This is a genomic window from Dehalococcoidia bacterium (assembly GCA_022449765.1).
Classification (GTDB): domain Bacteria; phylum Chloroflexota; class Dehalococcoidia; order Lucifugimonadales; family Australimonadaceae; genus UBA2963.
This window is the reverse complement of record JAKUPZ010000003.1, coordinates 20519-46279: the sequence shown is the minus strand read 5'-3', so window position 1 is coordinate 46279 and position 25761 is coordinate 20519. Positions and strand designations below refer to the sequence as shown.

Annotated in this window: 22 protein-coding genes; all 22 read left to right on the top strand. The window is 43.5% G+C overall.

What is annotated here, in order from left to right; genetic code table 11:
* Positions 1-31: 31 nt before the first annotated feature.
* Positions 32-700 (top strand): (d)CMP kinase, encoded by a 669-nt coding sequence (cmk, locus tag MK127_01965; protein ID MCH2531566.1) that lies wholly within the window; start codon positions 32-34, stop codon positions 698-700.
* A complete protein-coding gene (locus tag MK127_01960) occupies positions 701-1342 on the top strand; it encodes a 1-acyl-sn-glycerol-3-phosphate acyltransferase (protein MCH2531565.1) in 642 nt (213 codons plus the stop codon). It begins immediately after the preceding gene.
* 153 nt (positions 1343-1495) lie between these two features.
* Complete coding sequence (locus MK127_01955; GenBank protein MCH2531564.1) at positions 1496-4459, top strand: pyruvate, phosphate dikinase; 2964 nt, start codon at positions 1496-1498, stop codon at positions 4457-4459.
* 125 nt (positions 4460-4584) lie between these two features.
* Positions 4585-5931, top strand: coding sequence for a glutamine synthetase family protein (locus MK127_01950; GenBank protein ID MCH2531563.1), 1347 nt, complete (start codon positions 4585-4587; stop codon positions 5929-5931).
* 28 nt (positions 5932-5959) lie between these two features.
* A complete protein-coding gene (gene gltB, locus MK127_01945; GenBank protein MCH2531562.1) occupies positions 5960-10483 on the top strand; it encodes a glutamate synthase large subunit in 4524 nt (1507 codons plus the stop codon).
* 34 nt (positions 10484-10517) lie between these two features.
* Positions 10518-11996 (top strand): anthranilate synthase component I, encoded by a 1479-nt coding sequence (trpE, locus tag MK127_01940; protein ID MCH2531561.1) that lies wholly within the window; start codon positions 10518-10520, stop codon positions 11994-11996.
* 14 nt (positions 11997-12010) lie between these two features.
* Positions 12011-12586 carry an aminodeoxychorismate/anthranilate synthase component II gene (locus MK127_01935; protein MCH2531560.1) on the top strand — a complete coding sequence of 192 codons (576 nt, stop codon included), beginning with the start codon at positions 12011-12013 and terminating at the stop codon, positions 12584-12586.
* Positions 12579-13127: a hypothetical protein gene (locus MK127_01930; GenBank protein MCH2531559.1), complete on the top strand. Its 549-nt coding sequence runs from the start codon at positions 12579-12581 to the stop codon at positions 13125-13127. The genes MK127_01935 and MK127_01930 overlap by 8 nt, the downstream gene beginning before the upstream one ends.
* On the top strand, positions 13120-14157 hold the full coding sequence (gene trpD, locus MK127_01925) for an anthranilate phosphoribosyltransferase (protein ID MCH2531558.1): 1038 nt from the start codon (positions 13120-13122) through the stop codon (positions 14155-14157). Before MK127_01930 ends, trpD begins: the two co-directional genes overlap by 8 nt.
* Positions 14150-14944 (top strand): indole-3-glycerol phosphate synthase TrpC, encoded by a 795-nt coding sequence (trpC, locus tag MK127_01920; protein MCH2531557.1) that lies wholly within the window; start codon positions 14150-14152, stop codon positions 14942-14944. The genes trpD and trpC overlap by 8 nt, the downstream gene beginning before the upstream one ends.
* A gap of 1 nt (position 14945) precedes the next feature.
* Positions 14946-15644 carry a phosphoribosylanthranilate isomerase gene (locus tag MK127_01915; GenBank protein ID MCH2531556.1) on the top strand — a complete coding sequence of 233 codons (699 nt, stop codon included), beginning with the start codon at positions 14946-14948 and terminating at the stop codon, positions 15642-15644.
* Entirely contained in the window at positions 15644-16831 is a 1188-nt protein-coding gene (gene trpB / locus MK127_01910; GenBank protein MCH2531555.1) for a tryptophan synthase subunit beta, read from the top strand. Before MK127_01915 ends, trpB begins: the two co-directional genes overlap by 1 nt.
* 98 nt (positions 16832-16929) lie before the next feature.
* The gene (locus tag MK127_01905) at positions 16930-17304 is read left to right on the top strand and encodes an NADH-quinone oxidoreductase subunit A (protein MCH2531554.1); all 375 of its coding nucleotides are present in this window, start codon (positions 16930-16932) and stop codon (positions 17302-17304) included.
* Positions 17305-17438: 134 nt separating this feature from the next.
* On the top strand, positions 17439-17978 hold the full coding sequence (locus tag MK127_01900; protein MCH2531553.1) for an NADH-quinone oxidoreductase subunit B: 540 nt from the start codon (positions 17439-17441) through the stop codon (positions 17976-17978).
* The gene (locus tag MK127_01895; protein ID MCH2531552.1) at positions 17956-18504 is read left to right on the top strand and encodes an NADH-quinone oxidoreductase subunit C; all 549 of its coding nucleotides are present in this window, start codon (positions 17956-17958) and stop codon (positions 18502-18504) included. Before MK127_01900 ends, MK127_01895 begins: the two co-directional genes overlap by 23 nt.
* A 35-nt stretch (positions 18505-18539) precedes the next feature.
* Complete coding sequence (locus MK127_01890; GenBank protein MCH2531551.1) at positions 18540-19619, top strand: NADH-quinone oxidoreductase subunit D; 1080 nt, start codon at positions 18540-18542, stop codon at positions 19617-19619.
* Positions 19620-19624: 5 nt separating this feature from the next.
* Entirely contained in the window at positions 19625-20869 is a 1245-nt protein-coding gene (gene nuoH / locus MK127_01885; protein MCH2531550.1) for an NADH-quinone oxidoreductase subunit NuoH, read from the top strand.
* A complete protein-coding gene (locus tag MK127_01880; protein ID MCH2531549.1) occupies positions 20859-21425 on the top strand; it encodes a 4Fe-4S dicluster domain-containing protein in 567 nt (188 codons plus the stop codon). Before nuoH ends, MK127_01880 begins: the two co-directional genes overlap by 11 nt.
* On the top strand, positions 21426-22055 hold the full coding sequence (locus MK127_01875) for an NADH-quinone oxidoreductase subunit J (GenBank protein ID MCH2531548.1): 630 nt from the start codon (positions 21426-21428) through the stop codon (positions 22053-22055).
* Positions 22052-22357 (top strand): NADH-quinone oxidoreductase subunit NuoK, encoded by a 306-nt coding sequence (gene nuoK / locus MK127_01870; protein MCH2531547.1) that lies wholly within the window; start codon positions 22052-22054, stop codon positions 22355-22357. Before MK127_01875 ends, nuoK begins: the two co-directional genes overlap by 4 nt.
* A 1-nt stretch (position 22358) precedes the next feature.
* Positions 22359-24245 (top strand): NADH-quinone oxidoreductase subunit L, encoded by a 1887-nt coding sequence (nuoL, locus tag MK127_01865; GenBank protein ID MCH2531546.1) that lies wholly within the window; start codon positions 22359-22361, stop codon positions 24243-24245.
* A gap of 5 nt (positions 24246-24250) precedes the next feature.
* Complete coding sequence (locus MK127_01860) at positions 24251-25759, top strand: NADH-quinone oxidoreductase subunit M (protein ID MCH2531545.1); 1509 nt, start codon at positions 24251-24253, stop codon at positions 25757-25759.
* Positions 25760-25761 lie beyond the last annotated feature (2 nt).

Sequence of the window (25761 nt, the reverse complement as noted above, 5' to 3'; positions counted from 1 at the left end):
CGTATAGAAAGTTCGGACGCAAGATGCTCGCATGCCATATCCGAGCATATTTGCAATTGATGGTCCAGTTGCCTCTGGTAAAACTACAGTGGGACGAGAGCTTGCTAGGCAATTAGGCTATAGGTTTGTTGATACGGGCATGCTTTATCGCGCGTTGGCATATTGTTCTATTCAAGCACAAATCAATCCCTCAGAAGAGAAACGGTTAGTTCAGCTTGCGCATGAAACACGATTTACACTATCTGCTGCAGGTGAAATGATTTTTTGTGACGGCGTTGATGTCACAGAGCAATTAAGAACGCCTCAAGTTGAGGAAATAGTCTCTTTGGTTGCAAAAGTAAAAGCTGTTCGTCAGGAATTGCTCGGGATCCAACGAAGTATAGCGGAGGAAGGAAACGTCGTAATGGTTGGCAGGGACATAGGGACTATAGTTGTTCCTGATGCGGCAAAAATTTTCCTTGAAGCCTCTTTAGATGAAAGGATTCGCCGTCGATTTACTGAAGTTCAGGCCAAAGGGTCTGAGCTTTCTAGGGAGCGCATCAAGTTAAACCTACAGTCAAGGGACACCTTAGATTCTGAGAGGGATGAAGCACCGCTTAGAGTTGCAGAAGGATCAGTAGTAATACCAACTGGCGAGAACGATGTTGAGGGCGTAGTTGGCCACATCCTCCAAGCTTTTACTATAGCGGAAGGAGGCTAATTGGACTTACTCTACCGACTAGGCCGAATCCTTTCGTTTATTTTTCTTCCAATATTTGGTCAAGTGCAAGTAATAGGGAGGCACCATATTCCTCGAGAAGGAGGATTTATAATTGCGTGCAACCATCAAAGCATCGCTGATCCTCCTCTCATTGTTTACTCCATTAACAGGCCAGTCTTTTTTATGGCTAAGAAGAGCCTTTTCAAAACCAGAGCAATTTCACGCATGCTACGTGCCTTACACGTCTATCCCGTTAACAGGACGGGAGTAGACATCGAGGCAATTAAATGGGCCCAAGCTATTTTAACGAAAGGTCATGTGTTATTAATTTTTCCAGAAGGAACTAGAAGCCCATTCCATTTAAGTAAAGGAAATGATGGAATTGCATATATTGCTATGCAAGCGAAAGTTCCTGTTGTGCCGGTGGGAATTACAGGAACTGAAAGTATTACGTCGTTTATTAGGATTCCATTCCATTTCAAAAAAGTAAAAGTTTTTATAGGTGAGCCATTTTACTTGGAAGCACGCGATACGAAATTGGAGCGATCCGTACTTACGCATAACACAGAACTCATTATGCGCAGTATTGCGCAGCTATTACCTCCCAATTATCGCGGCGAGTATTTAGGCAATAATGATTAATAGATGATGCGAAAATGCTTTTCTATTTTCGCTGTACGGCGCTAGACTGCGGGCATCGATAGTGCTAGCATCTTTTGCCGTCGCCGGTAGTCAAAATATGGCGATGGACACTCGTAAGTTGGTACTGAAAACATATTTTAAGGAGCCTAGTTAATGACGACCACTTCGGTCGGCAAGATGATATACCGCCTCCAGGAAGGCGGAGCCACCATGGTGAACCTTCTCGGTGGAAAAGGGGCTCACGCAAGTGAAATGGCTAGGATAGGAATTTCAGTTCCTCCTGGTTTCGTCATAACTACTGAAACATCACTAGAGTATTTTCGTTTAGGCCATCAATTTCCTTCAGGTTTATGGGACGAAATTGTACGCCATGTAAGCATTTTGGAAGAACAGACAGGCCGAAAATTTGGCGACCCTAAGGCGCCATTGGTTATTTCTGTTCGCTCCGGAGCCCCAGTATCGATGCCAGGCATGATGGACACCATTCTCAATATGGGAGTTGTAGATAGCACTGTTCAAGGCGTAGCTGAGATGATGGGTGACGAACGGCCGGCCTTGGATGCATATCGTCGGCTTATTCAAGGATTCGGTAATGTTGTGCTCGGCATAGAAAAACATCGATTTGAAGAACTTTTAGAGATAACAAAAAATAAACTTGGGGTTGAATTTGACTACCAACTCCAGCCCGATGCGCTCAAAGGGCTAATCTCTGAATTTAAAGACGTAATAAAAGAGGATACGGGTAGTGAACTGTCACAAGATCCTTGGGAATTACTGAAAGCAGCAGTTGATGCCGTTTTTGATTCTTGGAATAACCCTCGCGCTATTACTTACAGAGATTTTCAAGGTATTTCACATGACGTCGGGACTGCTTGTGTAATCATGGCAATGGTTTTCGGCAATTTAGGTGACGATAGTGGAACAGGGGTTCTTTTTTCTCGAAGCCCAGCAACGGGTCAAAAGATGCTTTATGGTGAATTTTTACCCAACGCGCAAGGCGAGGATGTTGTTGCTGGCATCAGGACCCCTCACAGGATAGAAAGCCTCAAGGACACTTGGCCCAAAATATTTGAAGAAATAGAGCAGACGGCGCGACTGCTTGAGCAGCATTACAAAGATGTTCAAGATATTGAATTTACCGTAGAGCGTGGCAAGTTATACATCCTACAAACTAGAGCAGCTAAACGAACTGCTCCCGCCGCTGTCCGAATAGGAGTTGAGCTTGTACATGAAGGGGTAATTTCCAAAGAGCAGGCACTCGGAAGGATTGAAGCATCTGAGGTTTCTGCAGTATTAATGCCCCATTTTGATCCTACTGCAAAGCAAGCTTCAATGAAAAGCGGAGACTTATTTGCAGTCGGAGTAGGAGGGTCCCCAGGGGCAGCCTCAGGGATTGCCGTTATGGACCCTGATAGGGCAGTTTTGAAGGCAGAGTCTGGGGAGAAGGTTATTCTCGTACGTCATGAAACAAATCCCGATGATGTGCATGGAATAATTAAAGCATCAGGTGTCCTTACTAGCAGAGGAGGCATGACGAGTCATGCTGCGGTGGTGACACGAGGTCTAGGAAAGCCGTGCGTAGTAGGTTGTGAAGAATTACATTTTGAACAAGATGGGATGTCTGCGACGTCACGTGGGAAATTAATTAAAGAAGGTGATCTCATCAGTATTGATGGGGCCACCGGTGAAGTGTTTTTAGGACTAATCGATACAGTAGCACCTTTATCAGAGGATCTAGAAGAATTAAATGAGCTTCTAAGCTGGGCCGATAGCGCAAGGAGATTAAAAGTTTGGGCGAATGCTGATACGCCTGAGGATGCTTCTCTTGCAAGGGCCAATGGAGCCGAGGGAATAGGTCTTTGCAGAACAGAGCATATGTTTTTTGCAGAAGAAAGGCTTCCACACATACAAAAATTGCTGGCGATTGGACCCGAAGCTTCACAGCTAATTGATCATGCAAAGTCAATCGAGCATCTTCTTCAAGATGCACCAGCATCTGAACGCCACGCACTACAGAAAAAACTAAAAATTGCCAATGAAGAAATTGATAATTCTGAAGCTGTAATAAATTTCCATCAGGAATTATCCAAATTAGAGAGCTTCCAGACAGGCGACTTTTATGGCATTTTCAAGGCAATGGCAGGCTTACCTGTTGTAATTAGATTATTAGACGCTCCCTTACATGAATTTTTACCTAGCTATGAATCCTTGCTGCACCAAGTTTCGGACTTACAGCGCAGATTAGAAGGAGAGGGTAAAGCTTCAGCCTGGGTTGAACGGGGCAGAGACCTATTGAATGAGGCTGCTAGCGAGTTAATGAAGGTTCCATCAGGTGAGAAAATAGTAGATTGGCTTTCCGAACATGCTGATCATGTGGATGTCTTGAGTGAAGAGAAGCTCCATCGATTGCTTGATGAGAAAGAAGAAATGCTAGAACTTGTGGAAAAGCTTCATGAGTCTAATCCTATGCTTGGTCATCGAGGATGCAGAGTAGGTTTAACAATGCCTGAAATATACGAAATGCAGGTCCGTGCGATCGTAACTGCCGCCTGTAGACTCAAGGAAGAAGGGTTGGACGTTTCACCGGAAATAATGATTCCTATTGTTTCTCATGTTAATGAGTTGAAATGGCTGCGTCCGCGGCTAAGAGAAATGGCAAGTAGAACCAGAGATGCACTAGGAGTTAAAGTCTCATATTTATTTGGAACAATGATTGAAGTACCTCGGGCGGCACTCACTGCAGGGGAGATTGCTTTAGAGGCAGAATTTTTTTCATTCGGCTCTAATGATTTGACGCAAATGACCTTTGCATTTAGCCGAGATGATGCTGAAAGTAAATTCCTGAATCATTACGTTGATACAGACATTCTTCCCAAGAATCCATTTAATAGCCTTGATGTTTCAGGGGTTGGGAAGCTAATGTCTATGGCAACTTACGAAGCTAGGCAGGTAAACCCCGATTTCACAATTGGGATTTGTGGTGAGCATGGAGGTGATCCTTTAAGCATTGCATTTTGCAATGAGCTTGGCTTGAACTATGTAAGTGCGTCTCCTTTCCGGGTGCCTGTTGCTAGGCTAGCTGCCGCACAGAGCTCTTTGGGCTTGATTAAATCATAAGCAACTTCAGTGTCGTGAAAAATATCACAAAATAATTGACACAAGTTTCACAATCTCCTAGGATTTTGTAGCCGCCGGGGCGACGCCCCGGTTTTCTTATTTGGTTGGGAAGTTACGGGGGGCCGATGGCCGCTGATAATAATAGCGAAGAAGCACGACAGTATGTTCTCAGGAGTGCACAAGAGAACGACGTTAAATTTATTCGCCTTTGGTTTACAGATATTTTAGGTAACTTAAAGGGGTTTGCTATAACGGTCGCTGAACTTGAAGGAGCAATGGAAAAAGGCATGTCCTTCGATGGTTCTACTGTTGCAGGTTTTGCTCGCCGCGATGAAAGTGACATGGTGGCAATGCCTGACCCTACGACATTTTCTATTCTTCCTTGGAGACCGAGGCAAAATGCAGTTGCAAGAATGTTTTGCGATATTCTTCGGCCAACCGGAGAACCATTTGAAGGAGACCCTAGGCATGTTTTGAAGATTGCGTTAGGACGTGCTGCAGACTTGGGCTTCGAATTTCAGGTTGGTCCTGAGCTAGAGCATTTTTATCTGAAGTCTGCGGATGATCCGACGCCTCTTGATGTGGGAGGGTATTTTGATCTGACCACGCCTTTGGATACCGCATCTGACCTTCGACGTGAGACGGTATTGTCCTTGGAAGAGATGGGTATTCCGGTAGAGTATAGCCATCATGAAGTAGCTAATAGCCAGCATGAAATTGACCTGCGTCATACAGATGCACTTACTATGGCCGACACGGTGATGACGTACAGGCAAGTTGTCAAAGAAGTTGCAATGAGCCGTGGTGTTTACGCTACCTTTATGCCCAAACCCTTTGAAGGCCAAAATGGCAATGGAATGCATGTAAACATGTCTCTATCAAAAGGAGAAGAAAATATATTTTTTGATTCTTCTGCTGAATTTAAACTATCCGCAGTTGCTCAAAAATTTATTGCAGGTCTTTTGTGGCATGCTCCTGAAATCGCGTGTGTTTGCAATCAATGGGTTAATTCGTATAAGCGCTTAGTTCCTGGCTTTGAAGCACCGTCATTTACTACATGGGCCCCAGTGAATAGGTCCGATTTAATTAGAATTCCTGCGTACAGACCGGGGAAAGAAAGTTCGGTGCGAATAGAATTTCGCCAGCCAGATCCGGCTTGCAATCCCTATTTGGCGTTTGCTTCAATGCTGACGGCCGGTCTCGAGGGTATAATTAAGGAATATCCTGAAGTACAGCCTGCAGACATGGATGTTAATGAAATGACGGAGGCTGAACGGAAAAATAAAGGGATCCGTCATCTTCCAGGAAGTTTATACGAGGCATTGCAACTAGCAGAAACTAGTGATGTGCTACGTCTTGCATTAGGCGACTATACGTATGAATCTCTTATGCAGAATAAGCGGATTGAGTGGGATCGTTATCGGTCGGCAGTTACTGATTATGAACTAAAAAGGTATTTGCCGAATTTATAACGAGGCTTGATTAGCTCGGAGTATTTTTTTGAACTATCCAAAATCAAAAGGGACATTATATTCACCCAAGTACGAGCACGATGCTTGTGGGGTCGGTGTTGTTGCCAACATCTCAGGTGAAAGGAGCCGTGATGTTTTGGATAAAGCATTGGAGACGGTTGTTAATGTAACTCACCGAGGGGCAGTTTCTTCTGATGCAAAGACAGGGGATGGGGCAGGAGTTCTTACCCAGATTCCTTCAGAGATTTTTATACCGGCTGCTAAAAAATTTGAAGCCGATATAAAGAATGATGGAGATCTGGGCGTAGGTGTTATTTTCCTTCCTCAGAGTGATCAACCTAGAGCTCGCAAAATAGTAGAGGAAGCTATATCCGGTAGGGGCTTAAATATTATTGGATGGAGACCAGTTCCAGTAGATGAATCTATTCTCGGCGAGCAAGCATTGGCTACTTTGCCTCAAATTGAGCATATTTTAGTGTCTTCTCCCCATTCTCACGATCCTATTTGGTTTGAGCGCAAGCTTTTTGTGGCAAGGAAAATTGCAGAACGAGCGTTTCTTGCAAATCAAATCGAGTGTTATATTGCATCGCTATCTTGCCGCACTATTGTATATAAAGGACTATTAGTAGCGCCTCAGCTAGAAGAGTTTTACCTCGACCTTGCTGACAAGAACTTTCGAACGGCAATTGCCTTGCTCCACCAGCGGTATAGCACGAATACATTTCCCAATTGGGAATTATCACAACCGTTCAGAATGCTAGCTCATAATGGTGAAATTAATACGCTTGACGGTAACCGTGGGTGGATGCGTGCGCGTGAATTTGAAGAGTCTATATGGGGTAACGAAGCTGCGGAAATCTTCCCGGTTATTCAAGAAGCTTTCAGTGATTCAGCAAGCTTAGATAATGCATTAGAACTCTTAGCGCTTTCAGGTAGAGGACTCTTGCATTCGATGGCGGTTTTAATCCCTGAAGCATGGGAAAATATGCCTAATATGGATCCCGCTCTCCGTGCTTTCTATGAGTATGGTGCATGTCTTACAGAGCCTTGGGATGGTCCTGCAGCAGTTTCATTTACGGATGGGATTACTGCTGCAGCCGTATTAGACCGGAATGGGTTAAGGCCTGCACGGTACAAGATTGATGAAGATAACAATTTTGTGATGTCTTCCGAAGTAGGGGCAACGGCTATAGATGATGCCAAAGTCGTTGAAAAAGGACGGTTGGGCCCAGGCCAAATGATTGCAGTTGATACGGTTAATAGGAAGCTTCTTAAGAATGACGAAATAAAGGCTTCGCTTGCTGCTGCACAGCCGTTCGGTAATTGGATTCAGAATAAAATGATTTCAATAGATGGCTTAAAAACTAAAAAACAGGAAAAAACCTTTACGGGAGCAGACCTACAGGCTATTCAAAAGAGCTTTGCTTATACGACAGAAGAGGCACATTTAATACTGCGGCCTCTATACCTTGAGGGAGTTGAGCCGGTGGGTTCCCTCGGCGATGATACGCCCTTGTCCGTTTTGGCAACCAAGCCAAGGTTAATATACAGCTATTTCCGCCAGCGGTTTGCTCAAGTTACGAATCCTCCTATTGATTCGTACCGAGAACATTTAGTTATGTCTCTATTTACATATTTAGGAGCTCGCAAATCCTTATTATCGGATACGGAAGATCATGCAGCACTTATACGATTGAGCTCGCCAATTCTCACGAACGAGGAATTGAGTGCAATCAAGACAGATAGGAACTCACTGAGCACAGCCACAATACCTACCCTATTCTCCGTAGGTAAAGGTTCGGATGGTTTTAAGAATGCGATTGAACAAATATGCCAAGGCGCTGAAACTGCGATAGATCAAGGTAAAGAGCTAATAATTTTAAGTGACAGAGGGGTCAATAAGGATTTCGCTGCTATTCCTATGCTTGTTGCTGCTGGTGCAGTACATCATCACCTCATCAAAGTTAGAAAACGATTGCAGGCATCTTTGATTGCTGAAGTTGCAGATGCAAGAGAAATGCATCAGTTTGCACTGCTGATAGGTTATGGAGTTAGTGCAATCAATCCCTATATGGCATTTGACACTATTAAAGAGTTAATAGAACAAGGGCATGATCAAGAATTGGGAGAAGATAGAGCTCTTGCGACATACATAAAAACAATCAATAAGCAGCTTCTAAAAATAATGTCGAAAATGGGAATTTCTACTGTTACGGGATACCACGGGGCTCAGATTTTTGAAGCAATTGGATTAGATCAAGAGGTAGTGGATTACTGTTTCTCTGGTACCACTTCCCCAGTTGCAGGGATCGGGTTTGATGAAATTGCTCGGGAGACTATAGCGCTTCATCAGTCAGGATTTGCTGCTGAGGATCAATTAAAACTTGATGACTTTGGGTTTTACCGATACCGAAGAAATGGCGAGCCTCATGCTTTTTCCCCAATAAGTGTCAGAACTTTGCACAAGTCGCTCGAAGAAAATGGGACCGGCCGTGATGGCTACAATAACTACCTTGAACAAATCGGCAATACCGATCCCATTGCGTTACGGGACTTACTAGAAATTAAACCTCAAGGAACACCTGTCCCTCTGGAGGAAGTTGAACCGGCGAAAGAAATCGTCAAAAGATTTAATGGGGGCTCAATGTCCTTCGGGGCGCTTAGCATAGAGGCGCACGAAGCCATTGCGGTTGCATTTAATCGCATTGGTAGTAAAAGTGGGAGTGGAGAAGGGGGAGAAGATCCCAGAAGATTTAGAGAGCTTCGAAACGGAGAACAAACCGGAAGCAAAATGAAACAAATAGCCTCAGGTCGTTTTGGCGTCACTCCTGAATATTTGGCAATGGCTGAGGTTTTAGAAATTAAAATGGCTCAAGGATCTAAGCCAGGTGAAGGTGGGCAGCTCCCTGGACATAAGGTTACAGAAATTATTGCACGTGCACGGCAGACGCAGCCGGGTGTTCCTCTTATATCACCCCCACCCCATCACGATATCTATTCGATAGAAGACCTTAAACAGCTAATTTACGATCTTAAGATAGTTAATCCAAGAGCTACTGTAGCTGTAAAACTTGTTGCTGAAGCCGGCGTTGGTACAGTTGCTGCAGGAGTGGCAAAAGGGTACGCAGATTACGTATTGATCTCAGGCGCCGATGGCGGAACAGGTGCGTCACCTTGGATTTCAATAAAATATACAGGCTCTCCATGGGAATTAGGTTTGGCAGAAGCTAACCAAGTTTTGGTTATGAACGATCTCCGTGGTCGCGTTACATTAAGAACAGATGGCGGGTTCAGGCGTGGTAGAGATGTTGCGGTCGCTGCGCTTCTTGGTGCCGAAGAATTTGGATTTGGCACTCAGGCTATGGTTGCGGTTGGTTGTCAAGTTGCACGGCAGTGCCATTTGAATACTTGCCCTGTTGGGGTCGCGACCCAAGATGAGGACTTGCGTAAAAAGTTCTGGGGTAGTTCAGAGATGCTTATTCGCTATCTCTTTTACGTAGCTGAAGAGTTGCGAGAATTGATGGCTCAGCTTGGGTTTCGTACGGTAGAAGAGATGATAGGGCGCTCTGACTTGCTTTCCCAAAAGCATATTCCGGGTAATGAAAAAGCAAATTTGGTTGATTTGTCTAAATTACTCGCGGTTCCTGACCCTTCCGGAAGCAAGCCAAGGACTAAAATAATTGAGCGCAATGATGACGAGAGTGATGAAATTCTTGATGACAAATTAATGCCGCTTGTAAAGTCTGCAATTACATTGCAAGAACCCGTGAAAATCGAGCATGAAATACGCAACGTACATCGAACTGTGGGAGCTAGAATCTCAGGCGAGATAGCAAGAATACATGGCGATGAAGGATTGCCTGAAAATAGTATAGAAATGAGGCTCACAGGTTCTGCTGGCCAAAGTTTTGGTGCCTTTTTGATCAACGGCATGCATCTGCTTTTAGAAGGAGAGGCAAATGACTATGTTGGTAAAGGTATGCATGGGGGTGAATTGGTTATAAGGCCTTCTTCAAAAGCAAAATTCCACGCTCATGACAATGTGATCCTGGGGAATACGGTTTTATATGGAGCTACAGGCGGGAGAATGTTTGCCGCAGGTATTGCGGGAGAACGCTTTGCAGTACGGAACTCGGGTGCTTGGAGTGTAGTCGAGGGCGCAGGGGATCACGCTTGTGAATATATGACGGGCGGAGTGGTAGTGATTCTAGGCTCTACTGGCAGGAACCTTGGTGCAGGGATGTCTGGCGGCATCGTGTATGTTTTGGATTTGGATGAAGAGTTACAGCACAACATAAATCCTGAAATGGTTGGTGCCACAACCATTTCTGACGCCGATGATGAAGACTTGTTGTATGCCCTTGTTTCGCGACATGCTGAACTTACACATAGCCAAAGAGCAGATGAAATTTTAGCTAACTGGTCAATCTACTTACCAAAATTCCGTAAAATTTCGCCACTTCCGCATGTTGCTCCTCCTCTTCCTAGGGAGCAGCAACGAGCAAAGAGAGACGCTCTTCTAAAAGCGAGTACTCCTCGCGCAATAGGTTAGAATTAGACTTGCTAGTAGTATCCCTGGACTAAGTATGACGCAATATTCTATTTCAATTGACGAATTTTTAAAGCTAGGCTTAGAAGGTTATACCCTTATACCGGTATACAAAGAAGTCTTAGCTGATCTTGAAACGCCGGTTTCCGCATATTTAAAAATAACGCAAGGTTCCAACCGCCAAAATTCCTTCCTCTTAGAAAGCGCGGAAGGAGGCGAGCGGCTTGCGCGCTATAGCTTCATGGGGACAAACCCTTACAAGATTCTCAAGACGGATATGGATTCTCAAAACGTTGATCCTCTTTGCGAAATAGAAACAGAATTAAGCCGCCATAAAATTGCAGAGATAGAGGGTTTACCTCCATTTGTAGGCGGAGCAGTGGGATTTTTATCGTATGAGACAATTCGTCATTTTGAGCCCACAGTAGATACATTTAGCTCCGGAGCATATTCTATCCCTGAATCAGTATTCTTTTTTACGGATTCTTTGCTAATTTTTGATCATGTCACGCATAAAATAAAAGTTATTGCCATCGCAAGAATTCAAGATAATCCTAGTAAAGCCTATGAATCCGCAATAGATCGAATCGACGAACTAATTGAGAGGTTGAATAGTCCTTTGCCTTCGGATGAGAATCATATTTTCCCAGGCCAAATGTCTAATCCGGATGCAATGGATTTTCATCTTCAGTCCAATAAGACAAAAGCCGAGTACCATGAGATGGTTGATCGCGCTAAAGAATACATAGTTGCGGGCGATATAATACAAGTAGTGCCTTCCCAAAGGCTTGCAATAAAAGTTAAGTCAGCCCCTTTTAATTTCTATCGTTCCTTGCGAGCAATAAATCCTTCCCCCTATATGTATTTTTTACAAATAGAGGATTATTCAATAGTAGGAGCCTCTCCTGAAATGCTTGTACGCTCCGAGAATGGGATGGTAGAGACGCATCCAATTGCGGGGACCAGACGTCGCGGGAAGGATAATGAAGAGGATAATGCGTTAGAGCAAGAGCTTCTTCAGGACGGAAAAGAAATAGCTGAACATGTAATGCTTTTAGATCTGGGCCGAAATGATATCGGTCGCGTCAGTAAGCCAGGTACCGTTCAGGTAACGCAGATGTTAGAGGTTGAAAAATACTCACATGTCATGCATTTAGTATCGCATGTGACGGGACAGCTTAAGGAAGAGATGTCCTGTTTTGACGCTCTTCGCGCATGCTTTCCGGCAGGAACAGTTTCTGGAGCGCCTAAAATTAGAGCGATGCAAATAATTTCAGAACTTGAAGGTGAGAACCGGGGTCTTTACGCCGGAGCTGTTGGGTATTTTAGTTATTCGGGCAATATGGATACGGCCATAGCTATTAGAACAATGGTAATAAATAATGGTATTGCGTATGTTCAAGCTGGTGGCGGAGTAGTCTTTGATTCGGACCCAGAATTTGAAAGGCAAGAGTCATTTCATAAAATGAATGCACTTCTTCGAGTAATTGCATTAGCAGAGCAAGAGTCTTTGTGAAGGGTTATTAAATCGTGCTACTGATAATCGATAATTATGATAGCTTCACCTATAATTTATACCAATTTTTTGGCGAACTTGGTTCAGATATTCGGGTGATTCGGAATGACGATTTAATGGTAAAAGACATTAAGTCCCTTTCGCCTGAAAAAATAGTAATATCACCGGGCCCCTGTACTCCGAGTGAAGCGGGGATCTCAACAGAATTAATTACTCAAATTGGTCAATATGTACCAATTTTGGGTGTTTGTTTGGGCCACCAGTGCATCGCAAGTGCATATGGCGCCAAAATTAGTAATGCAGGTGAAATAATCCACGGAAAAACCAGTAAAATATCCCATGATGGGAAAGGGGTTTTTGCAGGGATACCGAATGAATTTAAAGCGATACGCTATCATTCGCTTGCTGTTCAAAAAGACACGCTTCCTTCTGTTTTGTCTGTCACTGCGACCTCTGAATCAGGTGTGATAATGGGGATCCGCCATAATCAATTAAAGGTTGAAGGTATTCAATTTCATCCGGAATCAATCATTACCGAGTACGGGAAGAAATTATTGCAGAACTTTCTTGAAATTAACGTTGATGGCTAATCAATATCCAAAGGAATACCCCTGGGTTGAATCAAAGGTGCTTAAAGCTCCTGCAGTTAAAGTTTTCAATCATTTGGTCGAACGCCTAAATGATAAAAAATATGAATTAATCGACTCATTGCCTGCTGATTTGGAAGCATCGGATTTTGAAAGCCGTTTTATTGCAACCCGTGAAATAGATATAACATCGATCAAAAGAAGAAATGGCAAAATCATGCTTTTTGCCGCTATCGTTTCTACGTTCGGTTTGTTTGTGATGCTAGCCGAGGATATATGGGCAGAAAGGGGCATCATTTCCACTCCACTTTTAGCGGTAGTAGTTTTGGGGGGATTGGGGTTAAATCGATTAAATATTCCGGTTCGTAAAAAACGAGAAATCATGGAATTTTTGGTCCAAGGGAAAAGCGGCAGCAGTACTACGATTACTGTTAAGGGTGCGTCTGGAATATCTGTATCTAGCCAAGACCCTGATGTTTGGACTAACGAAATAGGTAATTTACCTATTTTGGAATATCTTGAGGTGGTTAGCCTAGATGATTAAGGATGCAATTAATTTACTAATTCAAGGAAAGGCACTTACTGAAAAAGAGGCTTCAGATGCCGCTGAAGCCATTATGTCTGGAGAAGCGACGCCAACTCAAATTGCAGGATTTTTGGTCGCGCTGCGGCTTAAAGGCGAATCGGTTCAAGAAATTTTGGGCATGACTAAAGTAATGCGTGAAAAATCTTTAAAAGTGAATATTGTCGGCGAAGTAATAGATATTGTAGGCACCGGTGGTGATGGATTAAACACTTTTAACATTTCGACTGCTTCTGCTTTTGTTACCGCTGCGGCAGGTATCAAAGTAGCTAAGCATGGAAATAGGGCTGCCTCGGGAAGAATGGGGGCAGCAGACATTTTAGAAAGCAAAGGAACAAAACTGGAATTATCGCCTGGTGCAGTTGCTAGATGTATTGACGAGATTGGCATCGGGTTCATGTTTGCTCCAACCTTTCATCCAGCTATGCGTTTCGCTGGGCCGCCTCGTCGTGAACTTGGTATTAGGACTATTTTTAATTTTCTTGGCCCATTAACTAACCCCGCAGGGGCACAATATCAAGTATTGGGTGTTGCCCAGCCTAAGGATGCTAGCTATGACGTTGCCGAAGCTCTTGCCAACGTTTTAGCGGACCTAGGTACCAAGTCTACTTGGGTAGTAAGAGGAGATGATGGTTTGGATGAGCTCACTACTACCGGTTTTTCTCAGGTATGGGAGGTAAAGCAAGGAAACGTGAGGCATTTTAGGATTGATCCCACAGAATTAGGTCTTCAATTGGCTGATCTTGCACAATTACAAATTGAGACTACTGAGGATGGGGTTGAAAAATTTGACGTGTCACTCTCATCTAGTGACTCTCCGGAGCGAGACATAGTTCTCCTAAACTCGGCAGCTGCCTTGTTTACTTCTGGGAAAGTTGAAAGCCTAAAATCAGGGGTAGAGCTTTCACGAGATGTTGTCAACTCTGGAGAAGCTATGAATAAAGTTGCTGAACTTGCAGAGTTCACTCAGAGGCTTGATAAGGATGGCTGAAGATACTTTCCTGCAAAAAATTCTTTCTTCTAAGCGGAAAGAAATTGTAAGTCATCAAGAGACAATTCCATTGACGGAACTTGAGGCACAAGTTAAGACAACGCCTTTTCCTTTTAATTTAAGTGGAGCGTTAATGGGTGAAAAAGTGAGGCTTATTGCGGAAGTTAAAAAGGCTTCACCGTCTAAAGGTTTGCTTGCAACAAAATATGATCCTGCGTTGTTAGCCTCAACGTATTGCGAAAATGGAGCGGCTGCAGTTTCAGTTCTGACTGAAACTGACTTTTTCCAAGGGAGTCTCGCCCACTTGAGGCAGGTAAAGGCAAGTACAGAGAAGCATAGAACTCCGATACTAAGGAAAGATTTTTTACTGGACCCATATCAGCTGTTTGAAGCACGAGCAAATGGAGCCGACGCGGCATTATTGATCGTTGCCGCACTTGATGAAACTTTATTGGGCGAAATGCTTTCGGTTGCAAAAAGTATTTGGTTACAGTGCGTGGTAGAAGTACATAATTATGCGGAATTAGAGATTGCATTAAAATATGGGGCAGAAATAATTGGAATTAACAATAGGGATCTCAAAACATTTGAGGTTAATACTAACCTCGCAATAGAATTACGACCTTATATTCCCGCAGGGAAAATAATTATTGCTGAAAGTGGAATTAATTCCTCTGCTGACGTAAGCCCCTTAAAGAAACAAGGGATTAATGCAATTCTTGTTGGCGAGGCATTAATGAAGGCGGATAATATAGCTTTGAAGGTTCAAGAATTGTCAGGAGTGTAAAGTGACACACTTGAAGATCTGCGGGTTTCGAACGAGTGAGCATATCCTAACTGCTATAGAGGCAGGCGCTGACTCAATAGGCCTTGTATTTGTTGAAGGCGTGGCTCGTAGCTTAAATGTTGTGGAGGCTGGGGCAGTATTGAAAGAAGTCAGAAGCAAGTCCAAGGACTTACCGGAGTTTGTTGGATTATTTGCAGACCAGCCCTTTGAACAAGTTAATGAATATATAGAGATGCTTAAGCTTGACGCTGTTCAACTCTGTGGGAATGAAAGTATGGACTACTGCTCTCATATAAGCATTCCTATATATAAAGTAATCACTGTGGATCCCTTGGTTCCTATAGCTGCTCAAATGCCGAGAATTATGCTTATGCAGCAAAGGCATGCGCTTGCTGGACATAAAATCATAATTGATACGAAAGTTTCAGGTGAATTTGGCGGTACTGGCCAAAGCTTTGATTGGGATCTAGCTGCAGATTTAGCCAACTCTTTTGAAATGACTCTTGCAGGGGGGGTGTCGATAGACAATATCGGGCAGGCTTTGGATCAAGTGCGCCCGTGGGGAGTCGATACTTCCAGCGGAGTTGAAACTGATGGCCAGAAAGATCATGCCAAAATCATAGATTTTGCTGCAGTAGTAAGAGGCAGGGACCTTGCGAAGAAGGGTAATAGCCTATTTAGGTTTTTTAGGAGAACGTAATGACCGTTTTGCCGGATAGCAATGGACGATTCGGTATATTTGGAGGGCAGTATGTTCCCGAAACTTTGATGTCTGCGCTTCATGAATTGACGGAAGCATGGCTTGCAGCCAAAGTCGATGAAGATTTTCAAGCTGAACTGACCAATCTTCTTTGTAATTACGTAGGACGTCCAACTCCTCTGCACTATGCCGTTCGACTAACTTCATTGGGAGGGGGCCCGGGTATTTATTTAAAGCGAGAGGACCTTGCGCATACCGGAGCTCATAAAATCAATAATGCGTTAGGGCAAGGTCTACTTGCAAAGCGCATGGGCAAGAGTCGTATAGTTGCTGAAACTGGTGCCGGACAGCATGGGGTTGCAACGGCAACCGTATGTGCGCTTCTAGATCTGCAATGCGTTGTTTACATGGGAGAAGAGGATATTCGCAGGCAAGCACCTAACGTATACAGGATGAAAATGCTAGGTGCAGAAGTTCGTCCCGTAACCTCAGGAACACGTACATTAAAAGAAGCGGTAAGTGAAACCATTAGAGACTGGGTAACTAACGTAGAAGATACTCATTACATTATTGGGAGCGCTGTAGGACCGCATCCGTATCCTATGATGGTAAGAGACTTACAGCGCGTGATTGGTAAGGAATCGAGGACGCAGGTTTTGACGACATTAGGCAAGCTTCCAGATGCTGTTGTTGCGTGCGTCGGTGGAGGTTCTAACTCAATTGGGCAATTTTACGAATTTATACCCGATGAGTCTGTAAGATTAATAGGCGTTGAAGCTGCAGGACATGGAGTCGATACCAATATGCATGCCGCTTCAATTGGAGGGGGCAGGTTAGGTGTATTACATGGCTCAATGTCATACATTGTTCAGAATGACGATGGGCAAATAGAGGATACGCACAGTATTTCTGCAGGCCTTGATTACCCTGGGGTTGGACCTGAGCATGCGTGGCTTCGAGATTCGGGTCGTGCTGAATACGTAAATGTTACGGATACCGATGCCATAGAGGCGTTTAAATTGATTTGTAAATACGAAGGCATAATCCCGGCCTTAGAATCTTCCCATGCTGTTGCGTATGTAATTAATACCCTCGCTCCTAGTCTTCGATCAGATCAAAACGTGCTGATTTGCTTGAGTGGACGAGGAGATAAAGATCTCGATACGATCATGAACGTTAAATCATAAGCTAAACCTTATTGAAATGATAACTAATAGCTATAAATATTAGTTATCATTCGGATATAGTTGAGGAAGCAAAATAGCTTTGGTGCAATACAGAAATCATGTCTGATGGTTATGTAATTAACTGGACAGTAGTTGTATTAGCTTTTCTTGTCGGGCTAGGCGCAATGGGACTTATGTTGCTTGCGTCTGTGTTAATTTCGCCCCGCCGCCCTTCGGAAAAGAAAGGTATAGCATACGAGTCAGGGATTCTTCCCACAAAATTGAATTGGACGCAATTCAATGTTCGCTACTATATTTTTGGAATCCTTTTTCTGATCTTCGATGTAGAGGCCGTGTTTCTATTCCCTTGGGCTATAGTTTTTGCTGACAAAGGGATTCCTTCGTACGTGTTTTATGAAATGATCCTTTTCATATTGATCTTACTTTTAGGAGTTGTTTATGCATGGCGGAAGGGAGTTTTACGTTGGCGATAGAAAGTAACAACAAAGACGAGCTTCATATTTTTCGCCCTTCTGCGTGGCATCGTGACAGTGAAGGCCGGTTTTTTGATAGCCCTGAGAATGCATCTAATCCAGAAGGACGAGGGAATACGCCGGCTCCTAATTTATTGAAAAGTGCTGCACCTGGGGTGGTTACCTCGACGGTTGATCAATTAGCCGCGCTCGGCAGAAGCAATTCACTTTGGACATTGACCTTTGGGTTAGCTTGCTGTGCAATTGAAATGATTTCTACTCATATGGCTCATCATGATTTGGATAGGTTTGGCGTTGTCACATGGCCATCGCCTCGGCAATCCGACGTGATGATTGTTGCTGGGACGGTAGTTAAGAAAATGGCAGAGCCTATAAAGCTTCTTTATGAGCAAATGCCTGACCCCAAGTGGGTTATTGCAATGGGTACTTGCGCTACTAGCGGGGGACCATATTACCGCTCATATAGCGTAGTTATGGGTGTAGATCATTTGGTACCGGTTGACGTGTTTATACCGGGCTGCCCCCCAAGGCCAGAAGCTTTGATGGATGGAATTATGAAATTGCAAGAGAAAATTAAATTTGATGCTAAAAATGGGTATAGAAGCGCACCCATTAACCTTGAAACCGCTACTGAATTAGAGAACGAGGCGCATGACAGAACGTCCAACGGATAACCAAAAGCTTGATGAATCAATAGTTGATCTTACTGCTGGTAAGCCTTCAGAAACAGCAGTGGACGGCTTGAATCCAAAAGGGCAGGAGTTTTCCAAAATAATGGATAAGGCTTTGGCTGGATATAAAGTAACTTCAGGCGGCCGTGGTGATATGCCTAGTGTTCTTATCCAGAAAGATGATCTCACTGCTATTGCAGGTATGTGTAAAAAGGACCTTGGCATGGATATGCTGCATTGTCTTTTTGCCGTAGATTACGAGGACTATCTCGAGATCAATTACGTACTGTTTTCTATTCAGAACGACCAAAAATTACTTCTGAAAATTCATCTTCCTGCTGAAAAGCCACGTGTTAGTACGTTGGAACATTTGTGGATTTCAGCTAATTGGTATGAGCGTGAAACACGGGATTTGTTTGGGGTCGAATTTGATGGGAGCTCCGATCTTTCCCCCCTACTGCTATTTGATGGATTTGAAGGAAACCCTGGGTTAAGGAGTTTCCCTCTTCACGATTATGAGGAGTGGTAGCTGTGACTACGGAAGAAGCATTTGAAACTATAGATATGATGCTTAATATGGGTCCTCAGCACCCAGCGACGCACGGCGTTTTCCGGATGATGCTCACTGTGGATGGAGAGAAAGTGATAGACGTAACTCCCCATATCGGCTATTTACATAGGGGATCCGAGAAGCTCGCGGAAAACGAAAATTACGGTCAGGTTATAACGTTGTTTGATCGACTTGACTACGTTTCGAATTTAAATAATGAATTAATATTCTGTCGGGCGGTAGAGTCATTAATGGCTGTTGATGTTCCAGCCCGAGCGCAATATATCCGAGTAATCTTGGCTGAGTTGAATCGTCTAGCAAGTCATCTATTATTCATAGGTACATACGCTATCGATTTAGGGGCAATGACCCCAATAATGTATGGATTTCGAGAGCGTGAAAGGATTGAAAATTTATTCGAGTCGGTCACCGGAGCTCGGATGATGCATAACTTTATTCGAATAGGTGGCGTGAAAGAGGACGTTCCTGTCGATTTCATGCAGCGCACACGCGAGGTATTGGATAGAGTTGAGCATGGAGTGGCAGAGCTAGATAGGCTACTGACTTTCAATGAAGTTTTTCTTGCGCGAACCCAAGGGGTCGGAAAAATTGACGCCGCTATGGCGATTTCCTGTGGATTAACGGGCCCAAGCTTAAGGGCTAGTGGTGTTCCGTATGATGTAAGGAAAGATGATACGTATGAAATTTATAGGAACCTGAATTATAAGGTTCCTATCGGAGAGAACGGAGATTGCTGGGACCGGTATTATATGAGAGTTCTGGAATGCAATGAATCAATCGCAATGATACGCCAATGCCTTGAGCAAATAGAAAAAGGACCTGTAATTGCAGAAATACGTAGGATAGTGCGTCCTCCAAAGGGTGAAGTATACGTTCATGGTGAAAATCCTCGAGGGGATATCGGGGTGTTTTTGGTGAGTGACGGCAGTGATAAGCCGTATCGCGTAAAAGTGCGACCTCCTTCATTTTGCAACTTGGTAGCATTACGCCCAATGATGAAAGAGGCATACATTGCAGATGCTGTATCTATATTGGGTTCCTTAGATATTGTTCTAGGCGAGGTAGACAGATGAGGAGTTTGCCTGCTCAATTATTGCTTTTCGCAATTATATTAGGTGGGTTCTTGGCGATCATCTCCGCTTTTGTAATAAGCGTTAACCTGTTAGGTGATCCCTCTAGTCAATTAACGGTATTTTTAATCCTGAAAATTGTAATTGCGCTATTTGCTCTCTTAACTATGGTTACAATATTTGGGATTTCATTAGTTTGGCTTGAAAGGAAAGAATTAGGGCACTTGCAAGGGAGAGTTGGCCCGACTCGTGTAGGGCCATTGGGCCTTTTGCAAGTCGTAGCTGATGGAATCAAACTTGTAACAAAGGAAGATGTTGCTCCAGATAAATCTTCAAAAATTTTGTTTAATGTTGCACCTTTGCTAGTTTTTGTCCCGAGCTTCGTTGTATGGATTACTATTCCACTTTCTCCTGGATTGGTTGTTAGGAGTTTGGACTTAGGTTTGTTTTTCTTTATTGCGATTTCAGTGTTAAGTATTGTGGGCTTGGTTTTAGCGGGGTGGAGCTCGAATAGTAAATATGCAATTTTGGGTGGGTTTAGATCTGCAGCTCAGCTAGTTAGCTACGAGATTCCGATCATTATGGCAGTTATTGTGGTGGTGATGATGACGGATTCAATGAATTTTTTGGCGGTAGTGGATGCTCAAGCAAAAGTGCCTTATATTGTGATTCAGCCCTTAGCTTTTTTGGTGTTTTTGATAGCAGGTTTGGCTGAAGTTGGGCGAACGCCATTTGACATTTACTTTGCTGAATCAGAAGTAGTGGGTGGTCCTTTTGTGGAATATAGCGGAGCGCATTGGGCTATTTTCTTCCTCGCAGAATACGTGAATACTTTTGTGATAGCAGCGCTTGGAGCATTATTGTTCCTTGGCGGCTGGAATTGGCCATTTTCAGACCTGCCAATGATCTTGGCTCTTCTAGTGTTTGTAGCGAAGACATATTTTCTTGCATCAATAATCTTTTGGATTAGGGCTACATATCCACGGCTTCGAATTGATCAATTAATGAGCTTTGGTTGGAAAGTTTTAATTCCTCTCGCCTTTGCAAGTATTTTCGCCACTGCGGTGCAAATTTTTTATGGATGGCCAGTGTGGACATTGACAGTGATGTCATTGGTGCTAATAGCGATACCTGCAATTATTCAAATACGCTTCCAGCGCAAGGGCACACTCGCTATTGCACGGAGGTATGCTGAGCGAGCAGTTCAGGTTAATGCTGTTCAGAGAATCAAGGAGCCATCGAATGATAGCTAGTGTAAAAGGCCTTCTAACTACTTTGGGCTGGTTATTTAAACGGCCTGTGACAGCACATTACCCTGAAGAGCATTTGCAGATTCAACCTAGGTATATGGGTTTTCCCGCATTATTAACAGACCAAACGGCAGAAGAGCCATTCTGTACAGGCTGTATGGTATGCGTCCGTGAATGTCCTACTCAATGCATGAAAGCAGTGATGTATGACAACCCCCAATACGCTGAAGGAACTAGTCACAGAAGAAAAATAATTCAAGAATTTGAGATTAATTTAAATCGATGCATTCTTTGTGGTATTTGTGTAGATGTGTGCTCTTTTGATGCTATCGAAATGTCATACGAGCATGAATTGGCTAGCTTTGCGCGAGCCGGTGCTCGGGCTAACCTTGAAACCTTATTAGTGCAAGGACGTAGATATATGGATGCGAGCAACTGGTCCCCTGCGAACCCTGAAAAAAATGTTGCAGGAGTTGCGTTGAAGAAAAAAGCTACTAGTTCTGCACCCATGACGTTGGTAAAAGCTAATCCAGAAAAACCAGCGGAGGATGAGAACTAAGTGACGCAATTGGCTTTTTATTTGGCTGCGGCAGTTACGCTGTTTTCAGCTATAGGAGTAGTAAGTGCCAGGAATGTGGTACATGCTGCTCTTTTCCTTTTACTTTCATTGGCAGGAGTTGCAGGCCTTTTTGTGTTGCTATATGCGGAATTCCTCGCACTGGTTCAAATATTGATTTACGGCGGTGCCGTAACTATCGTAATTTTATTTGCTCTAATGCTTACGAAGAATGAGGAGTTTGAGAACCAGTCAGACAATCGTAGGCGCCCATTTGCACTTGCAGCCGCATTAATTCTTTTCTTGTTTATGGCGTTTGCGTTTGTAACGGATGCAGAGAAATTTCAAAGTGAAAACTTGCAATCAATTAGCTTAGATAAGCTGGCAGAAACTCTTTTTGTCGATTGGGTGATTCCTTTTGAGATAGCCTCTATTGTCTTGCTGATTGCCTTGGTGGGAGCGATCGTTATTGGGCGGACAGATAAAGAGGAAGATGAAACTTTTCCGGATATAGAACCTCTACTGCAAATACCTTTTATAGGAAAGAAATTACCGAAATCTAATGAATCGGGTGGTTCTGGTGCTTCAAAATCCTCAAGATCTAAGAGGCAGAGACGTAGAGGTGTAGAGTGACATTACTTCATTTCCAGTTGCTCAGTGCACTCTTATTTTGCGTTGGATTGTATGGGGTGTTGGCTAGGCGCAGTAGCGTTCTTGTATTAATGGCCATAGAGCTGATGCTTAATGCGGTCAATGTATACGTAATAGCGGTTGCATCGTATGGCAAAGCGAGCGTTGCGACCGGTCAAGTAATTGCTATTTTTGTTATTACAATTGCCGCTGCCGAGGTGGGTCTTGCCCTCGCTATAGTTATGCGACTCTATCGAAGGCGTGATTCTGTAAACACCGATGAAATTACAGAGATGAAGGGATAACGTGGAGCTAGCCTGGGTCATACCAATATTTGGAATTAGCGCTTTCTTTGCGCTTGCTCTTTTTCGCAATTACTTACCCTGGCAAGGAAAATATATTGCTGTAGTTGCAGCATTATTAGCTTTCCTTGGTGCTTGGGTGGTCTTGTTGGATTTAATTGATCAAGGCCCAGCTTTATACCACTATCCCAGAGAATGGTTTAGTGCAGGTTCTATCGCTGTTGGATGGGGGATTATTATTGACCCTCTGACAGTTGTGATGCTAGTACTCGTTACTTTTATTTCATTAGTAGTACAGCTGTATTCGCTGGGATATATGCGCCGGCATGTAGGAGGCACGGAGAGAGATGATCCTCGAATAGGTTGGTATTTCGCTGCACACTCTCTTTTTGCAGCGAGTATGTTGACTTTGGTGCTAGCGGATAATTTATTGCTTCTCTACGTAGGGTGGGAATTGGTTGGCCTATGTTCCTACCTTCTCATTGGATTTTGGTACGAACGAACTTCCGCATCACAAGCTGCAAAAAAAGCATTTATCACAACGCGCGTAGGTGATGTGGGCTTATTGATAGGTATTGTTCTTTTGGTAGTCGAAGTTGGGTCATTTGACATCATTACAATATTAAACAGTGTTACGGCAGCTGAGACTGATCAGTCTATTACGACTGTAAGTGCGTTTTTAATATTTTTTGGGGCTATGGGGAAATCAGCTCAATTTCCATTGCATGTGTGGCTTCCAGATGCGATGGAAGGTCCGACTCCTGTAAGCGCCTTGATACACGCAGCGACCATGGTAACTGCAGGTGTGTTTCTTGTTGCAAGGCTATTTCCTTTATTCGAGGCCGTTGAGAGTGTTCAATTAGCAATCGCAATAGTGGGGATTATTACTGCTCTGGCCGGGGCTAGTATGGCCCTGGTTATGACAGATCTGAAGCGAATTTTGGCGTACTCTACAATGAGCCACCTCGGTTTTATGATGCTCGCACTCGGTGCGGGGGGGTATACAGCAGCTGTGTTTCATTTGCTTATGCATGGGGTTGCCAAGGCAATGCTTTTTCTTACTGCAGGCTCAATTATGCATGCAATGCATGACCAAACCGACATTACAAAAATGGGTGGGCTGAGATCGCGGATGCCAATTACCTCTGCGGCATTTTTGGTGGGAGCATTGTCCTTAGCAGGAATTCCTCCATTGAATGCTTTTTGGAGTAAAGACGAGATTGTATTGTCAGTTGCAGAGAATCTTAATCCAATTTTTCTAATTCTATTACTTATCGCGATAGTAATAAGTGCGTTATATATGTTTAGAGTTGGATGGTTAGTATTTGGTGGAGACATAAAGGCGAGCAATAAGGATGTGAGAGAAGCTCCTAGGGTAATGTCTGCACCTATTGCTGTTCTTGCAATTCTTACTTTGTGTACGGGCTTTTTGGCATTGCCCTTATTTGATGGGTATGGAGGGATAGGGTCGTTTGTTTATTCGGCTGGGCATCCACATGCATTTGAGTTCAACTTTGTCTGGATGGGGATCAGCGTAGTTTTGGCATTCTCTGGCATCTTGCTCGGTTATCGTTTGTATGTACAAGATCATACATTGTTAAACACGGTGTCTATGAAGCTTGAACCTCTGCATAGGGTTTTAATTAATCGCTTTTATATGGATCATTTATATGAATGGCTTGTGAAGAGAATCGTAAACACCAGTAGCGAACTGCTTGGTCACTTTGACAGAAAAATTGTTAATGATTTAGGAGTTGATACTCCTGGGCTTGTGACCGTTCAGCTAGGTCATAGATTACGAAGGCATGTAACAGGATTTTTTTCGGACTATGGCTTGGGGATGATAATTGGAATATGTGCGTTGATACTTTTCATTAGGTTGAGTAACTGATATTCATGGATCGTTATATTCTTGAAATACTAATTTTCCTACCAGCCTTAACTGCGGCCCTGTTAATGGTTACTCCTGCAGCGTGGGTTATGGCAATACGATGGGTTTCTATTAGTGCTGGAGCGCTATTAATGTTCGCTTCTGCATATGTGTTTATCGGATTTGATCAGAACTCTAGTGCCGACGACTTCCAATTTGTAAAAGAATACGAGTGGTTGGAGAGTGTTGGCATAGGTTTTAGTTTAGGTGTTGATGGAATTGCAGCACTCATGGTGTTACTAACTGGTATTGTAAGTGTTACTGGGCTTGTGGTCGCAACCAATGTTGTAAAACAACCGAAAAATTACTACATACTGCTCTTTGCGTTGATTGCGGGTGTTTACGGTACTTTCGTTTCTATTGATCTGTTCTTTTTCTTCTTCTTTTACGAATTGGCAATTGTGCCAATGTATTTGCTGATAGCGGTTTGGGGATCAAGTTCTAAATTCAAAAACTTTTCTAGGACCAAAGAATACTCGGCACTTAAATTAGTTTTGATGATTGTGGCGGCAAGTGTTTTAGTTTGGATAGGGGTTATTACGATTTATGTTCAGACTGGTTCTCTCACCTTTAATATGCTTGAGTTGCGAGAGTTAATACAATCATCCGATGCACCTCTTTCAAAAGATTTTCAGAATATAGTATTTCCTTTGATGATGATTGGGTTTGGTTTACTTGCTGGCTTATGGCCTTTTCATACTTGGTCTCCTGATGGACACGTCGCTGCACCTACGTCCGTAAGCATGTTGCATGCAGGCGTATTAATGAAATTAGGAGCATTTGGGATTATCCGTGTCGGGATGACGCTTTTGCCTGAAGGATTTGAGACATGGTCTTTGGCGTTGTTAATACTCGGGACAATTAACGTTGTCTATGGCGCAGTTTCTGCTCTTTCACAGACAGACTTAAAATATGTAATCGGATATTCCAGTGTGAGCCATATGGGGTATGTTCTTATGGGGATAGGTACGGTTGACATAATTGGCCTGACAGGAGCATCACTACAGATGTTTTCTCATGGAGTTATGACCGCTCTATTTTTTGCAATTGTTGGAGCTATTTATGAACGAACTCATACCCGCGATACCCTAGTGTTAAATGGGCTGTCTGCAAGAATGGGTTGGGCTTCAGGGTTTTTTATTGTGGCAGGGTTAGCTTCACTGGGTCTACCGGGATTGAGTGGATTTGTTTCAGAGCTATTGGTTTTCATTGGGACGTTTCGGACGGAACCTATACTTGGGGTCCTGGGGATTATTGGTGCAGCAATCACCGCAACGTACATATTGAGGCTTATAGGGAGGGTATTCTTTGGTCCTATTGACCCTAAGTGGGAAAGTTTAAAAGACTTATCGCCTAAAGAATTTGGGGTTGGAGCCTTTTTACTTACCCCGATAGTTGTCGTTGGAATTTTCCCGGCTCCGTTTTTAGATGTTATTAGGCCTAGTGTAGATGTGATATTGAGAGGGATGTCCTAATA